The sequence below is a fragment of the Mesorhizobium sp. Root695 genome, from assembly GCF_001428185.1.
GTDB lineage: Bacteria > Pseudomonadota > Alphaproteobacteria > Rhizobiales > Rhizobiaceae > Mesorhizobium.
The window spans coordinates 172,845-188,663 of record NZ_LMHO01000005.1 but is presented as its reverse complement, the minus strand read 5'-3'; the positions used below and the strand labels follow the sequence as shown (position 1 = coordinate 188,663).

The window sequence follows — 15,819 nt, the reverse complement described above, 5'->3', positions numbered from 1 at the left end:
AAAGTTTTATGTCGAAATCATTGTGCGAACATCGGGCGGCGCGCTTGCGTGTCGTCCAGCAAGCGCGCAGCCGGCGGTCACTTTTCCGGATTCTTCGGGCTCCACAAAACGGTCTCGGCGCCCTTCTCATAGGCCATGCCATCGGGATAGCTGATCGCTTCCAGCTGCAGCCCCCACGGCGCCTGGAAATAGAGAATGGTCTGGCCAGCGGCCGGCCCTTCGGAAACCGGCAACGGCCCCATCCGCGTCTTGACGCCCTTGCCGTCGAGATAGGCTTTGGCGGCGGCGACATCGTCGACATAGAAGGCGATGTGGAAGCCGCCTATGTCGCTGTTCTTCGGCGTCAGGTCTTTCTGGTCGGGCGCGGTGTATTTGAACAGCTCGATGTTCGACCCATAGCCGCAGCGGACCATGGTGATCTCTTCGATCACCGCCTTCGGATCGACGCCTAGCACGTCCTGCATGAACGTGCCCTTGTCGTCGGCGAACGGGCCGAACGACATCGCCTTCTTGCAACCGACCACCTCGGTGAAGAAGTCGACCGCCTGCTTCATGTCGGGAACCGTGATGCCGGTGTGATCGTGCCCGCGCATGCCGGGGATCGAGCTGGCGGCGGCCATGCCGGCGCTGCCAAGGACAGCGGCGGCGAGCGTTGCGTTTCGAAGTATCCTCTTCATGTCAGTCCTCCTCCATTGGCGGGACTTGGGTCATTTGCCGGTCGCACGACCGAAGCCCGCTTTTCGGCGTGCGTGTGCATTCATGTCGGGGCTTTGATGGCGGCAGGGATGTCCAGCCAGCCCGCATCGATTTCAGGCAGCGGAATGGCTGCGATGAGGTCGCGCGTGTAGGCCTGCCGCGGGTTGTCGAACAAGGCGTCGGTGGCGCTCGCTTCGACGATCACGCCTTCGCGCATGACAATCACCTGCTTGCACAGCCGCCGGATGACCGACAAATCGTGGCTAATGAAAGCAACGGTCAGGCCCATCTCCGCCGCCAGCTTTTCCAGCAGGGTCAGGATCTGCGCCTGTGTCGACACGTCGAGGCCGGAGACGATCTCGTCGGCCAGCACGAATTTCGGTGACAGCGCCAGCGCGCGCGCGATGCCGACGCGCTGGCGCTGGCCTCCGGACAGTTCGTGGCGGTAGCGGCTGGCGAAGCTCTGCGGCAGGCCGACACGCTGCAGCGCTTCGGCGACGCGGGCTTTCAGGTTGTCGCCAAGGCCGTTCTGCTTCAGCGGTGCGGCGATGATGCTGGCAATGGTGCGGCGCGGGTTGAGCGACGACATCGGATCCTGGAAGATCATCTGCAAATTGCGGCGCAGTGGCCTGAGCTCCGCCTCAGGCAGATGGGTGATATCCAGGCCGTCGAAGCTGATGCTGCCGGCGCTGGGCTCCAAGAGGCGCACCAAAGCGCGGCCGAGCGTCGACTTGCCCGATCCGGATTCGCCGACGATGCCGGTAACCGAACCCCTCGGAAGATCGAAATCCAGGCCTTTGAGGATATCGGCCAGCGGCGCGCGGCCGATCAGCGGCTTGCGCGTCATGTCGGGCAAGGCTACGTTTAGCCCACGCACGGAAAACAGCGGCTCAGCCATGGGGTCGCTTCCAGGCCTGGTCGGCGGCAGCGATCTCTGAAGCAAGTCCGGCTAGCACCGCCTCGTCCACCGGCTTCAGCGAGGCGAAGGGGTCGGTGTAACGCGGCGTCGCGGCCATCAGCGCGCGTGTGTAGGGGTGCTGCGGGGCGGCGAAGAGAGCGGCCGTGTCTGCCTCCTCAACCACCTTGCCCGCATAGAGCACCGACACCTTCTGGCTGATTTTGGCGACGACGCCGAGATCATGAGTGACGAACAGGATCGCCGTGCCGTGTTCGCGCTGCAATTGCACGATCAGCCGCAGGATCTGCTTCTGCACGGTGACGTCGAGCGCCGTCGTCGGCTCGTCGGCGACGATCAGCCGCGGCTCGGCGGCGAAAGCGGCGGCGATCAGCACGCGCTGGCGCATGCCGCCGGACAACTCGTGCGGATAGCTTTTGAGCACGCGTTCGGGGTCGCGGATCTGCACCTCGTCGAGCAACTGGCGAATGCGGGTGTCGGCCTTTTGCCCGTTCCAGCCGAGGATGCGCACCAGCCGGTCGGTCATCTGCGAGCCGATGCGTCGTGACGGGTTGAGGGCGGTCAGCGGATCCTGCGGTATCAGTGCCGTGCGCGCGCCGATCAGCGTACGCCGTGCCTTGGGCGGAAGCTTGCCGAGGTCTTCGCCTTCAAGCCTTATGTCGCCCGCGACAACGCGCACGCTCGACGGCAGGACACCGAGCACCGCCTTGCCGATCATCGTCTTGCCGGCACCGCTCTCGCCGACCAGGGCGCGGACCTCGCCGGGCTGGACGGCAAGCGACACCGAGCGCAGCACGCGCTGGCCGTTCGGCAGCACGGCGCTTAGATCGCTGATGTCCAGACAGATGGCGCTCATCGCAGCACCGGATCGAAGCGCGTCTTCAGCGCCTCGCCGAACTGGCTGAACGACAGCACGGTGAGGATCAGCGTGATCAGCGGAAACACCAGCACCCACCAGGCCTGGTGGATAGACAGCCGGCCCTCGGCGATGATGCCGCCCCAGGTTGGATCGTCGGTCGAGATCGACAGATTGACGAAGGAGAGGATCGCCTCGACGATAACGGCGATGCCCATTTCCAGCGACAGCAGCGCGACGATCGACGGCACGACATTGGGCAGCACTTCGCGCAGCATGATGCCGATGCGGCCATAGCCGGCGATGCGGGCATTCTCGACATAGTCCATGCGTGACTGGCCCATGGTCTCGGCACGGATCACCCGGCAGAAACGCGTCCAGTCGATGATGGCGATGGCGAGGATGACGGAACTGAGACCAGTGCCGAGCACGGCAACCAGAAGGATGGCGAACAGCACCGGCGGAAACGCCATCCAGACATCGACGATGCGCGAGATGATGCGGTCGGCCCAGCCGCCGAAATAGCCGGCGACCAGCCCAAGCGTCGAGCCGACCATGCATGCGGCGATGGCCGCGGCGAAAGCGACGATGAAGGCGATGCGGCCGCCGAAGATCAGCCGGGACAGAAGATCGCGGCCGAGGCTGTCGGTGCCGAGCCAATAGCCGGGCTCGGCACCATTCATCCAGAACGGCGGCAGCCGCTCCAGCATCAGATCCTGCGCCAGCGGGTCTTGCGGCGCGACCAGCGGCGCAAAGATTGCTGCCAGAAGCGCCAGCATCAGCCAGCCGCCGGCCAACCACAAGCGCGGGGAGATACCACGCCTTGGAGTACGGCCCTCATCCATGGCGCAGCCTCGGATTAAGCAGGGCGTACATCATGTCGACGGTGAGGTTGATCAGCACGAACAGCAGCGCGAAGACCAGCACGATGCCCTGGATCAGCGGCAGGTCGCGGTTGATGACGGCATCGATCGCCATATTGCCGAGGCCTTCATAGGAAAACAGCCGTTCGACGATGACCGTGCCACCGATGAGGAAAGTGAACTGCACGCCGACCAGCGTCAGCGTCGGCAGGGCGGCATTCTTGAGCGCCTCGCGCAGGATGACCTGCGTTTCCGAAAACCCCTTCACCCGCGCCAGCACGACATAGTCGAGGTCGAGCACTTCCTTGAGCGACTGTTTCAACAGCTGCGAGATGATCGCCGCCAGGGGCAGCGCCAGCGCCACCGCCGGCATCAGCATGTGCTTCAGGAGATCCCAGGTGAGGTCGAGGCGCAGGCGAAGCAAGCTCTCGAACAGATAGAACTGGGTGACGAAGGGTAGGTCGAGCTGCGGCGACACCCGGCCGGAAATGTCGAAGATCGGCACCAGCACGCCGAACAGAAGGATCAGCACCAGGCCCCATAGGAAATCGGGAATGGAGAGTGCCGCGCCGCTGGCGATGTCGATGCCGGCCTCGACCGCCGTGCCGCGTTCGCGTGCGCCGATGACCGCCGTCGTGCCGCCGAGCGCCACCGCCATGATGAGCGCGACGATCGCGAGTTCCAGCGTCGCCGGCAGCCGGTTAAAGACAAGGCCGAGTACGTCTTGCCGCAGCGAGATCGAGGTGCCGAAATCGCCCCTGGCCACGCCGGACAGCCAGATGAAGAATTGCTGCACGATGGTCTTGTCGAGCCCATAGAGCGCGCGCAGCCGGGCGATGTCGGCATCCGTCGCGCCGGGCGGCAGCATCATGGCGATCGGATCGCCGGGCGCGACGCGGATCACGACAAAGACGACGACGGCCACGCCGAACAGCGTGATCAGCATCGTCAGAAGACGGATCAGGAATCTTTGCAGGAGCATTCTGGCGTAGGCCTAATGCGTTTCAGTGACTGGAACGAACAGCCCCCTCATCCGGCCGCTTCGCGGCCACCTTCTCCCCGAGGGGAGAAGAGGTCGCTGACGGCTGAGCCAGCTCTTCTCCCAGCGGGGAGAAGGTGGCCCGAAGGGCCGGATGAGGGGGCCTGCGCAAATTGGAAGGCACGCCGTCTTGCGACAGCGTGCCTCTCGCCTGTCTCAGGCCGGGGTCATCAGGGCCGGCAGCAGCGCGCCGGACACATGCTGCACCACATTGACGCTCTTGGCATGCACGATCGGCTGCGCATACTGCATCAGCGGCAGCACATAGGCCTGCTCGGCGATGTATTTGTCGACGGCCTTCCATCCGGCGATGCGCTTGGCCTCGTCCTTTTCGCCCCACAGCGGGTTGATCATGTCGATCAGGTCCTGGCTGTCCCACACCGAATGCGGGCTCGGGCCGTACATGGCAAAGCCGGTCGAGGTGGTCGGATCGCCGATGGCATTGCCCCAGTTGTAGAAGGCGGCCGGCGCCAGCTTGTCGGCGGCGCGCAGCTCATAGTGCTTGGCGATCTCGTAGACCTCGATCGTCGCCTCGATGCCGACCTTGCGCCACATGCCGACGATCGCCTGGATCATCTCATAGTCCTTGGGCTTGAAGCCCTTGGTCGTCTGGATGGTGAACTTGACCGGCTTTTCCGGCGAATAGCCGGAGGCAGCGAGCAGTTCCTTCGCCTTTTCCGGATTGTGCTCGACCTTGATCGACGCATCGTAGGCCGCGTATTCCGGCGTTTCCAGCGTGTCGATCGGCTGGCCGTAGCCGCGCAGCAGGCGGTCGACCAGCAGCTTCTTGTCGATCGACATGACGGCTGCCTGGCGGACGTTCTTGTCCAGCATCGCCTCGATGTCGTTGAAGAAGATCATGCCGATGTCGGAGACGTTCTTGCACGAGCCGGCCAGCCCGTCCTTGGCGATCAGCCGGTCATACTCCTCATAGGGAATCTCCAGCGTCACCTGCGAGGAGCCGGATTCGATCTCAGCGACGCGGCTCGCCGCATCGGCGACGAACTTGATCGTCACATTCTCGAAGGCCGGCTTGCCGCCCCAATAGTTCGGGTTGGCCTTCAGCCGCAGGAAGGCGTTGCGCTCGAATTTCTCGACCATGTAGGGGCCAGTGCCGATCGGCGCCTTCTCGAAACCTTCGGCGCCGACCTTCTCGTAGTAGGCTTTCGGCATGATGTAGCCGGTCAGAAACGACATCCACTTGAAATAAACCGGGTCGAACTGCACCACGTCGCCGGTGATCTTGTTGCCGTCGATCTTGAAGTTGTTGACGTTCTTCCAGACGAACTGGATCGGGTTGCCGGTCTTCTCGTCACCCGCCCGCTGCAGCGACCAGACCACGTCCTCGGCAGTGAACGGCGAGCCGTCGTGCCAGGTCACGCCTTCGCGCACCGTCATCATGATCTTGGTGCGGTCGTCGTTCCAGCCCCATTCGGTGAGCAGGCCGGGGGCGAAGGACAGGTCGGGCTTCTGCGGGATGAACTGGTCGAACACCGACTGGTAGAGGCCCTGGATGGTCGGGTTGACAGCCGAAGGCCCGGTGGTCGGATCCCAGGACGGCAGGTTGACGTTGTAGGCGATGGTCAGTTCCCCGGCGGCCGCCTTGGCGATCTGCGGCAGGCCGACGGCGGCCACCCCGAGTGCCGCGGCACTGTATCCCAGCAATTCGCGTCTGTTGATTGTCATGGTCGTTCCCCTTGTTGGTGTTCTGTTTTCTGCGCGCGGCTTCGTCAGTTCATTGTTCAGGCTCTTGGGCAGCAGCGCCTTGCCCTCTTTCGCCTGCGTGAAATCTTCGGCTCTACCTCCCGCCAAGCTGTTGCGCGAGCATGTATCCGGAAGCCGCACCGGTGCCGGCGCCCGGCCATGTCGCGGCCCCCGTGAGATGAAGGTTACCGACCGGCGTGGTCCAGCCGGCGTATCCGCGTGCCGGCCGGAACAAAAAGTTCTGCGTCAGATGATGGCTGCCGCAGACCTGGTCGCCACCGACGAGGTTCGGGTTTTCACGCTCGAGATCGATGGGTGAGAACACCGCCTGGCCGAGGATCTTCCTTCGCAGGCCGGGCGCATAGGTCTCGATGATGTCGAGGGCGCGGTCGGCGTAGAGCTCCTTGACCTTGTCCCAATGCCCTGGGGCGATCTTGCCAGTGGCATCGCCTGTGATTTCGGCGGGCAGCATGCGCACCTGCACCCACAGCACATGCTTGCCTGCGGGCGCCCGCGACGGGTCGATCGCTGTCGGCTGGCCGACGACCAGCACCGGCTCGTCCGGCAACATCCCCGCCATCGCTTGCTGATAGGTGCGCGACATGGCATCGAGCGACGGCGACAGATGCACATAGGCGAATTGTCGAAGCTCCGCTCCGGCGCGCCAGTCGGGCAGATCATCCAGCGCCAGATGGATCATCATCGTGCCGGGCGCGTGGCGGAATTTTTGCATCGCCGTGTCGAAGCCGGCGTCACCCGAACCATTGGGCAGCAGTTTGCCGGTCAGCGCCTTGGGCGCGACGCCGGCAATGACCGCCCTGGTCGCGGTATGCGTCTCACCGGAAGCAAGCCGCACGCCGGTCGCCTTGCCGGCGGAAACGATGATCTCGGCCACTTCGGCATCGGTGACGATCTTGCCGCCGGCTGACGTGACCATGCCCGACAGGGCGCGGATGATGGTGTCGGCGCCCCCCTTGCCCAGCACCATGCCGAAACTCTGGTTGGCCATCGATTCCAGATAGGGGAACACGGCACCGCCGGCGATGTCGGGGGCGAAGTCGAGATGCATGCCCCAGGTAGCGAGCGTTGCCCGCACATGCGGCGACTCGAAAGTTTGCTCCAGCCAGACGCGGGGTGAGGACAGCAGCAGTTGGCCGGTATCGAGCGCGCCGGCAATACCCTTCTTGCGCCACAGGTTCCACGCGATGCCGGCAAGCGCGCGGGCGCTCATCGGCGAACCCAGCAGCCGGAACAGATGCTCGGCCTCCGCCGGAAAGGCGGCGACCAGTCCGCGCCATGTCGCGGCGTCAGTGGCGGAGAAGGCGGCCATGCGCGCGGCGGTCTTTTCCAGATCGTTGCTGACGCCGAACCAGCGCCCGTCCGGAAAGGCGCTGGCGAAACAGTCGGCGACCGGGGCGAATTCCAGTCCCTGTGCTTTCAATTCATTTGCATATTTCTGGTGGAAGGCCGAGCCGGCAAACAGGCTCAGATTCATCGCGCCGAAATCGTGGCGGAAGCCGGGAAGGGTGAATTCGCGCGTCTGGACGGCGCCGCCGACTGTTGCGCTGCGCTCGAAAATCCCGGTTTTCCAACCTTTGAGCGCCAAATGCGCGGCGCATGCCAGACTGTTGTGGCCCGCCCCGACAAAGATGGCGTCGAACTCGCTCACGCCCCGTTCCCATTTCCTTTATGCTTAAAGATAATTGCAGATGCATATGTTTTCGTCTAGTAGGATATTAAGGGCCGAGACGAGCCTTGATCATCATCACGAAAGAGGGAACAGAGACCATGGACACGCAAAAACTCCTCGGCGAAGTCGCCGGCCAGCTTCTTTCCGGCGCCATCAAGGTGGTCGACCTGTCGGCGCCGCTCGGGCCCGACACGCCACTGATCAAGCTGCCGCCAGAGCTTGCCGTCGACACGCCCAAGGTCGAGATCCATAACATCTCCCGTTACGACAAGAACGGTCCGTGGTGGGCTTGGAACTGGCTGAAGCTCGGCGAGCATTCGGGCACGCATTTCGATGCGCCGCAGCACTGGATCAGCGGCAAGGATTATCCGGACGGCGCCACCGACACCATTCCGGCGCAAAACTTCGTCGGCCCGGTCAATGTCATCGACTGCTCGAAGGAAGCCGCCGCGGATCCCGATTTCCTGCTCACCGTCGACCACATCAAGGCATGGGAAGCCAAGCACGGTGCCATCAATGCCGGCGAGTGGGTGGTGATGCGCACCGACTGGTACAAGCGCAACGGTTCGGAAGCCGAGTTCCTCAATGCCAACGAGACCGGCCCGCACACCCCTGGACCGACGGCCGAAGCCATCCAGTTCCTGATCAGCAAGGATATCAAGGGCTGGGGCAGCGAGACGATCGGCACCGATGCCGGCAAGGCAGGCGGCATGGAGCCGCCATTCCCGGCGCACACGCTGATGCACAAGGCCAACCGCTACGGTCTTGCCAGTCTCTGCAACCTCGACCAGTTGCCGCCAAAGGGCGCCATCCTGATCGCGGCGCCGCTCAAGATCGAACACGGCACCGGCAGCCCGATCCGCGCGCTGGCGCTGGTTTCGAAGGGCTAGGCGAAAGCACGCTGAAGTGAGCCAAACGGATCACATCATCGTCGGCAGCGGCATCAACGCGCTGGTCTGCGCGGCGATGCTCGGCGGCAAGGGCGCCAAGGTGCTCGTCCTCGAGCGCAACGACCGCATCGGCGGTTGCATGCGCACCGAGGAGATCACCGCGCCCGGCTTCATCCATGATGTGATGGCCACGACCTTCGTGCTGTTCATCACCTCGCCGGCCTTTGCGGCGCTGGGCGCCGACCTGGCGCGGCATGGGCTGGAGTTCTGCCACACCGGCACGCCGACCGGCGTGCTGCGGCCGGACGGTAGCCATGCCGTGCTCAGCACCGACCGCGCCGCAAACGTCGCGGCGCTCAATGCGATCGCGGCAGGCGACGGCGACCGGCACGCGGAGGATGTCGGCGGCATCGAGCGCAATGCCGGCCTGCTGTTCGGCCTGCTCGGCGGCAGCCTGTGGTCGTATCCGACGGCGAAGCTGCTGGGCGGTGATGCCTGGCGGCGCGGCCCGCGTGGCCTTGCCGCCTTTCTCGGCGAGGCACTGGTGCCGGCGCGCGGCTGGCTGGAAAACACCTACCAGTCCGAAACCATCCGTGCGCTGTGGGCGCCCTGGGTGCTGCATGCCGGCCTTGGGCCGGAAGATGCTTTCTCCGGCCAGATCGCCAAGGTCATCGCTTTCGCGCTCGAGGCGGCCGGCGCACCGATCGTCAAGGGCGGGGCGAAGAACCTGCTGGCAGCCTTCGAGGCGCTCATCGCCGAGCGCGGCGGTGTTATCTCCACCGAAGCGGACGTTGCCTCCATCATCCTGACTGGGGGCCGCGCCACCGGCGTGCGGCTGGCCTCGGGCGAAACGGTCCATGCCAAGAAGAGCGTCATCTGCTCGGTGACGCCGACGCAGCTCTACGGCCGGTTGCTCGGTAGCGAGGCTCCCAAAGCCGACGTTGAGGCAACGCAGAAATACCGTTACGGCAAAGGCAATTTCCAGATCCACTACGCCTTGGACAAGCCGCCGGCATGGCGCGGCGAAGGCCTGGATAAGGTGGCATTGCTACACCTGACGCCCGGGCTCGACGGCGTATCGAAAGCCTGCAACGAAGCGGCGCGCGGCATGCTGCCGGAGGTGCCGACCATCTGCGTCGGCCAGCCGCATGCGCTCGATCCGTCGCGCTGCCCTGAAGGCAAGGCGATCCTGTGGCTGCAACTGCCCGAGGCACCTCGCCACATCAAGGGCGATGCCGCCGGCACGCTGCAGGCGCCGGCTGACGGGCAATGGACAGACACGCTGCGCGAAGCCTATGCGGATCGTGTCGAGGCCATCCTTGCCGGCCATATCGATGGTTTCAAGGACAGCGTCATCGCACGCCGCGCCTATTCCCCGGCCGATCTGGAGGCAATGAACATCAATCTGGTCGGCGGTGACCCCTACGGCGGTTCCTCGACCATCGACCAGTCGTTCCTGTGGCGGCCGCTCAAGACCAGCCGCAACCACCAGACTGGTATCAAGAACCTCTACCATATCGGCGCCTCGACCCATCCGGGTGCGGGCCTTGGCGGCGGCTCCGGCTTTCTCCTGGCGGGGAGACTGTGATGGAGCAGAAGGTTGCCGAAAAGCGCCAGCGCATTTCGACCCTGGGGCAGATCGGCCTGCAGCAATTCGCGCCCTATCTGATGAACCGCATCATGGGCCGCTACAACGCCACCTTGCGCGATGATTTCCGCAAGCAGGGCCTGACCATCCCGCAGGTTCGCACGCTGGCCGTCCTGTCGGTCACCGACGGCATCACCGTCAACGACCTCTCGGTCTATACGGTCATCGAGCAGTCGACCTTGAGCCGGACGCTCGACTCGCTGGAGGGCCAGGGTCTTGTGCGGCGCGAGCAAGGTGTCACCGACAGCCGCATCCGCCACGTGTTCCTGACCGATGACGGCCGTGCCGAGTTCACCCGCGCCTGGCCAGCCATGCATGACGCGTTCGAGGCGATGTTCGACGACGTCGACGATGCCGAATACGTGGCGCTGATCGCGACACTGCAGAAGATGCTCAAGAACATTCGCAAGCACGACATCTAGACCTACGCGCCGCCAGTGCCAGGCGACAATAGGCCGGCGGCAACGGAAGGATTGAAGAAATGGCCGAACGTTCTTTTGCCAAGGAAGTCGAAAAGCTCAGGCTCGGCGCCGGCGAGGAATTTGCCGGCGAAGGCATCCTCGCCATCACCAAGGCGCTGCTGCAATGCGGCGTCGGCTATGTCGGCGGCTATCAGGGCGCGCCGATCAGCCACCTGATGGACGTGCTGGCCGACGCGCAGGACATTCTGGGCGAGCTCGGCGTGCATTTCGAGGCCAGTGCCTCGGAAGCCACCGCCACCGCCATGCTGGCCGCTTCGGTGCATTACCCGATCCGTGGTGCGGCGACCTTCAAGTCGACCGTCGGCACCAATGTCGCCTCCGATGCGTTGGCCAATCTCGCTTCCGGCGGCGTCACCGGCGGTGCGCTGATCATCGTCGGCGAGGACTATGGCGAGGGCTCCTCGATCATGCAGGAGCGCAGCCATGCCTTCGCCATGAAAAGCCAGGTCTGGCTGCTCGATCCGCGCCCCAATCTGCCCTCGATCGTCAAGGCGGTGGAGGACGGCTTCGAGCTGTCGGAGATTTCCAACACGCCGGTCATGCTCCAGGTCCGCATCCGCTGCTGCCACGTTCACGGCCATTTCATCGCCAAGGACAACAAGCGGCCGCCCATGACGGTCGCCGATGCGCTTGACGCGCCGCGCCGCGACACCGGCCGCATCGTGCTGCCGCCCGCCTCCTTCCTGCACGAGAAGGAGAAGGTGCAGAAGCGCTGGCCGGCGGCGGTGGACTTCATCCGCAAGAACAAGATCAACGAATTCTTCGGGTCGGACCACGGCTCGGTCGGCATCGTCATGCAGGGCGGCATGTACAATTCGGTTATCCGCGCGCTGCAGCGGCTCGGCCTTGCCGACACCTATGGCGACACCGACGTGCCGCTCTATGTACTTAACGCCGTCTATCCCTTGATCGATGACGAGTTCCTGTCTTTCTGCGAGGGCAAGCAGTCGGTGCTCGTCGTCGAGGAAGGCCAGCCCAACTACATCGAGCAGGCATTCGCTTCGATGCTGCACAAGGCCGGGCGTGGCACCAGGCTGGTCGGCAAGGAGCATTTGCCCATGGCCGGCGAATACACCGGCCAGGTCATGCTCGACGGCATCGGCGCCTTCCTGCGCGCCGAGGCGCCGCATCTGCTGCCGGGCGAGGTGCGTGCCCCCAACAAGATCGGCGACGGCGTCGACGCAGCCGACCTGATCAATGTCGTGCCGGGCCGTCCGCCGGGCTTCTGCATCGGCTGCCCGGAACGGCCGATCTTTGCCGCGACAAAACTGGTCGAACAGGAGCTGGGCAAGCATCACATCGCCTCCGACATCGGCTGCCATCTGTTCTCGATCATGCCGCCTTTCGAACTCGGTGCCACCACCATGGGCTACGGGCTAGGGCCGGCTTCGGCCTCAGCGTTCAATTCGCCCGACGCCAAACGCCGCTCGATCTCCTTTGTCGGCGACGGCGGCTTCTGGCACAACGGCCTGACCTCTTCGATTGGCAATGCGGTGTTCAACAAGAACGACGGCGTTATTGTCATCGTCGACAATTTCTATTCGGCAGCGACCGGCGGACAGGACATCCTGTCGTCCCGCGCCGGCAACAAGACCAAGTCGACGAAGCATCCGATCACCGAGGCGGTCAAAGGCATGGGCGTCAAATGGCTGCGCCATGTCGACCGCACCTATGACGTCACCAAGATGCAGGACACGTTGCGCGAGGCGCTGACGACGGAAGAAAAGGGGCCGAAGGTCATCGTCGCATCCTCCGAATGCATGCTCAACCGGCAGCGCCGCGAAAAGCCGTTGGTCGACAAGGCAATCAAGGGCGGCGAGCGCGTGGTGAAACCGAAGTTCGGTGTCGACGAGGACATCTGCACCGGCGACCATGCCTGCATGCGTCTCTCCGGCTGCCCATCGCTGTCGGTGAAGTCAACAGACGATCCGCTGCGCGACGATCCGGTGGCGCATATCGACCAGAGCTGCGTCGGCTGCGGCAATTGCGGCGAGGTTGCCGATGCGGCGGTGCTGTGTCCGTCCTTCTACCGCGCCGATGTCGTGCACAATCCGAGCCGCTGGGACCGTTTCCTGGAATCCACGCGCCGCGCCGCCATCAGCCTGTTGCAGCGCCGCCGCGAAAGCCGGCGCCTGACCTTCGCCGATGCTTGACGCTGTCCCGCCATTTCGCCCGGGGGCCGGGGCCGAGGGTGACGAGCGCGTCATCAAGCTTGCCGTGCTGGCGGTCGGCGGCCAGGGCGGCGGCGTGCTGGCCGACTGGATCACCGATGTCGCCGAGCGCAACGGCTTTGTCGCGCAATCGACCTCGGTCGCCGGCGTCGCCCAGCGCACCGGCGCTACCATCTACTATGTCGAGATGGCCCGCGACACCGGCCGGCTGCCGGTCTTCGCATTGTCGCCCTCGCAGGGCGATGTCGACATCCTGATCGCCGCTGAACTGATGGAAGCCGGCCGCGCCATCATCCGCGGCTTCGTCACGCCTGAGCGCACCACGCTGATCGCCTCGTCGCACCGCATCGCCGCCGTGTCGGAAAAAATCGAACCGGGCGATGGCCGGGCCTCGTCGTCCAAGGTGCATGCTACGGCGGAGGCCGCTTCGAAGCGATTCATCGCCTTCGACATGGAAAAGATCGCCGCCGACAACGGCTCGATGATCTCGGCCAGCCTGCTTGGCGCACTGGCGGGGTCCGACGCGCTGCCGTTCACCCGCGAGAGCTATGAGCAGGCGATCGGTGCCGGCGGCCGGGGCGTCAAGGCCAGCCTCGCCGCCTTCGGCGCTGCGTTTGACCGCGCGCGCGGCACGGCAGCGCCGGCGCTGAAGCCGGCCGAGCCCGTGATTGTCGAATCTGCCTTGGGCACAGGAAAGGTGAGTGGCCCGCAAAACCTGCTGGAAGGCTGGCAGGCTTTGGCCGCCCGCATCGACCTGTTGCCAATGGCTGTGCGCGACATGGCGCTCAGGGGCCTGCGAAAGGTCGTCGACTATCAGGATATCGCCTACGGGCGCGAGTATTTCGACCGGCTGGACAAGGCGGTCGCACTGGACGAGCCGGATCGCGACTATAACCTGTCGATCGCCGCCGCAAAGCATCTGGCCAACGCGCTGTGCTACGACGATATGATCCGCGTCGCCGATCTCAAGACACGCTCGACGCGTGACAAACGCGTGCGCCGCGAGGTCGGCGTCAGGGACGGCTCGATCCTACAGGTGACCGAATATTTCCATCCGCGCATCGAGGAATTCTGCGGCACGCTGCCGGCGGGTCTGGGCAGCTACATCGAAAGCCGGCCGAAGCTCGCCGCCTTTCTCGACCGCCGCATCAACCACGGCCGCCGCATCCGCACCGACAGTTTTGCCGGCTTTGCAGCACTCTGGTTCATCGGCGGCCTGCGCCGCTGGCGCCGCAGCCTGCTGCGCCACAAGGTCGAGATCGCGCATCTCGATCGCTGGTACGCGCTGGCTCTCGACCATGTGCCCCAGGATTATGCGCTGGCTGTCGAGATCCTCAATTGCCGACGGCTGATCAAGGGCTACAGCGACACCCATGTTCGTGCGCAGTCCAAATTCGACCGCGTGCTGTCGGCGCTCGATCTGGTCAAGGGCCGCGCCGACGCCGCCGACTGGATCCGCCGCCTGCGCGAGATGGCGCTGAAGGACGAGAACGGCGACATGCTCGACGGCGCGCTGAAGACTGTGGCGACGCTGGGGCCGGATCCACTCGGCTGAGATATCTAGCGGCGGCAACGGATTGAAGCGCCGCAAGCGCATGCAGCGGCGCGGCTTTAGGGAACAGATGCAGCAGGCCTGAATCGACGCGCCGGCGCAGATGTGCGCCGAGTCGGCCCGGCCGCTAGTCGGATTGGTCGGCCGCAACCAGTTGTTCAGGCTTGAACCCGGCATGTTGCGGGGTCCACACCTCGCCCTCGCGATTGAACCAGTGGCACAGATACATGCCCGAGGCCGCGCCATCGCTGACCGTCATCCTGGGGCCTCCGGATTTCAGCTTGACGACGTCTCCGGTCTTGAAATTGTTGGGCATTTTTGACCTCCCATGCTGAGCCACGAGTTTCACATCAAACCGGGGTCCCGACAATGGCAGATGTGCTTCGCCGGCATCGCAATCCTTTGCACCAGCAGTGCATCCCTCGAGCGCATCGCGGCGGTCCGTTCTATCTCTTCGGTCTTAACCTTTCCGTAAATATTTGGCCTCTACTTGGACAGCGATGGCCTCGTGGCGGAGCGGCTACGCTGGAGACGGCAAATCTCTGAAGCCTCGGTTCGATCCCGAGGCGAGGCCTCCACTCAATCCCCCTGCACATTCTGTGCGTTCCGGAAATTTGGAAGTGACGGCCGCAGGCGCAAGGTTCAGGCACGCCTTGTCCAATATGCCTTTTGGACCATCTATGACCCATGGTCTCAGGCGTCGCATATTTTCAGCATGATCTGTTCGGCTTAACCACGGCGTTTCCGGACGGTTTCCGTTACCTGTCGGACCTTATTACGCGCGATGACGAGTCCTTTATGGTCGGCGAGCTTCAGGAACTAACATTCGAACCGTTCGATTTCCACGGTCATCTCGCCAATCGCCACGTCGCCAGCTTCGGAGCGCGTTACGACTATCAGCAACGCCAAGTGATCGAGGCGCCCCCAATACCGGAGTTTCTGCTGCCGCTTCGACAAAAGGTCGCTGCGTTTGCAGGCATTCCGGAACAGGACTTCGCCCAGGTCCTGATCAATGAATATCGACCTGGCGCCGGCATTGGCTGGCATCGCGACAAACCGCACTATGAGTCGATTGCGGGCGTTTCGCTCTTGGCGCCATGCGATTTCAGGCTGCGCCGCAAGAATGGCGAGAAGTGGGATCGCCAGACCATTACGGTCGAGCCGCGATCGGCCTATCTCATATCAGGTCCGGCGCGCAGCGAATGGGAACACAGCATTCCGCCTTTGGCCGAGCATCGCTACTCAATCACGCTCCGGACATTGCGCGTATGGGGCGGTGAGACTGGGCGTTGAGGTCGGCAAGCGTTACCGA

The 15,819-nt window shown here is 64.2% G+C and carries 14 protein-coding genes; 6 read left to right on the top strand and 8 right to left on the bottom strand.

What is annotated here, in order from left to right:
* Positions 1-77: 77 nt before the first annotated feature.
* The 7 genes from ASD99_RS07680 to ASD99_RS07650 form a co-directional block, all read right to left on the bottom strand.
* Positions 78-677: a VOC family protein gene (locus ASD99_RS07680; RefSeq protein ID WP_057143168.1), complete on the bottom strand. Its 600-nt coding sequence runs from the start codon at positions 675-677 to the stop codon at positions 78-80.
* 80 nt (positions 678-757) lie between these two features.
* On the bottom strand, positions 758-1,594 hold the full coding sequence (locus ASD99_RS07675; RefSeq protein WP_056584718.1) for an ATP-binding cassette domain-containing protein: 837 nt from the start codon (positions 1,592-1,594) through the stop codon (positions 758-760).
* Positions 1,587-2,468, bottom strand: coding sequence for an ABC transporter ATP-binding protein (locus ASD99_RS07670; RefSeq protein WP_056584721.1), 882 nt, complete (start codon positions 2,466-2,468; stop codon positions 1,587-1,589). Before ASD99_RS07670 ends, ASD99_RS07675 begins: the two co-directional genes overlap by 8 nt.
* Positions 2,465-3,313, bottom strand: coding sequence for an ABC transporter permease (locus tag ASD99_RS07665; protein ID WP_056584724.1), 849 nt, complete (start codon positions 3,311-3,313; stop codon positions 2,465-2,467). Before ASD99_RS07665 ends, ASD99_RS07670 begins: the two co-directional genes overlap by 4 nt.
* Positions 3,306-4,313 (bottom strand): ABC transporter permease, encoded by a 1,008-nt coding sequence (locus ASD99_RS07660; protein ID WP_057143167.1) that lies wholly within the window; start codon positions 4,311-4,313, stop codon positions 3,306-3,308. The genes ASD99_RS07665 and ASD99_RS07660 overlap by 8 nt, the downstream gene beginning before the upstream one ends.
* Before the next feature lie 213 nt (positions 4,314-4,526).
* Positions 4,527-6,056 (bottom strand): ABC transporter substrate-binding protein, encoded by a 1,530-nt coding sequence (locus ASD99_RS07655; protein ID WP_057143185.1) that lies wholly within the window; start codon positions 6,054-6,056, stop codon positions 4,527-4,529.
* A 112-nt stretch (positions 6,057-6,168) separates the two neighbouring features.
* Positions 6,169-7,743 carry a phytoene desaturase family protein gene (locus ASD99_RS07650; RefSeq protein WP_057143166.1) on the bottom strand — a complete coding sequence of 525 codons (1,575 nt, stop codon included), beginning with the start codon at positions 7,741-7,743 and terminating at the stop codon, positions 6,169-6,171.
* Positions 7,744-7,862: 119 nt separating this feature from the next.
* On the opposite strand from ASD99_RS07650, the gene ASD99_RS07645 reads away from it, so the two are divergent.
* Genes ASD99_RS07645 through ASD99_RS07625 form a run of 5 tightly spaced genes read left to right on the top strand, consistent with a single transcriptional unit; the run spans position 7,863 to position 14,510 of the window.
* Positions 7,863-8,654, top strand: a complete 792-nt coding sequence (locus tag ASD99_RS07645) for a cyclase family protein (protein ID WP_056584939.1) — start codon at positions 7,863-7,865, stop codon at positions 8,652-8,654.
* 16 nt (positions 8,655-8,670) lie between these two features.
* On the top strand, positions 8,671-10,242 hold the full coding sequence (locus ASD99_RS07640; protein WP_057143165.1) for a phytoene desaturase family protein: 1,572 nt from the start codon (positions 8,671-8,673) through the stop codon (positions 10,240-10,242).
* Positions 10,242-10,724 (top strand): MarR family winged helix-turn-helix transcriptional regulator, encoded by a 483-nt coding sequence (locus ASD99_RS07635; protein WP_056584739.1) that lies wholly within the window; start codon positions 10,242-10,244, stop codon positions 10,722-10,724. Before ASD99_RS07640 ends, ASD99_RS07635 begins: the two co-directional genes overlap by 1 nt.
* A 59-nt stretch (positions 10,725-10,783) precedes the next feature.
* Complete coding sequence (locus tag ASD99_RS07630; protein WP_056584742.1) at positions 10,784-12,937, top strand: indolepyruvate ferredoxin oxidoreductase subunit alpha; 2,154 nt, start codon at positions 10,784-10,786, stop codon at positions 12,935-12,937.
* A complete protein-coding gene (locus ASD99_RS07625) occupies positions 12,930-14,510 on the top strand; it encodes an indolepyruvate oxidoreductase subunit beta family protein (RefSeq protein ID WP_057143164.1) in 1,581 nt (526 codons plus the stop codon). Before ASD99_RS07630 ends, ASD99_RS07625 begins: the two co-directional genes overlap by 8 nt.
* A 124-nt stretch (positions 14,511-14,634) precedes the next feature.
* On the opposite strand, the gene ASD99_RS07620 is transcribed toward ASD99_RS07625, so the two are convergent.
* Complete coding sequence (locus ASD99_RS07620; protein WP_056584748.1) at positions 14,635-14,823, bottom strand: YodC family protein; 189 nt, start codon at positions 14,821-14,823, stop codon at positions 14,635-14,637.
* 371 nt (positions 14,824-15,194) lie between these two features.
* Between ASD99_RS07620 and ASD99_RS07615 the strand changes: the two genes are divergently transcribed.
* Positions 15,195-15,800, top strand: a complete 606-nt coding sequence (locus tag ASD99_RS07615) for an alpha-ketoglutarate-dependent dioxygenase AlkB (protein WP_057143163.1) — start codon at positions 15,195-15,197, stop codon at positions 15,798-15,800.
* The last annotated feature ends 19 nt before the right edge of the window (positions 15,801-15,819 follow it).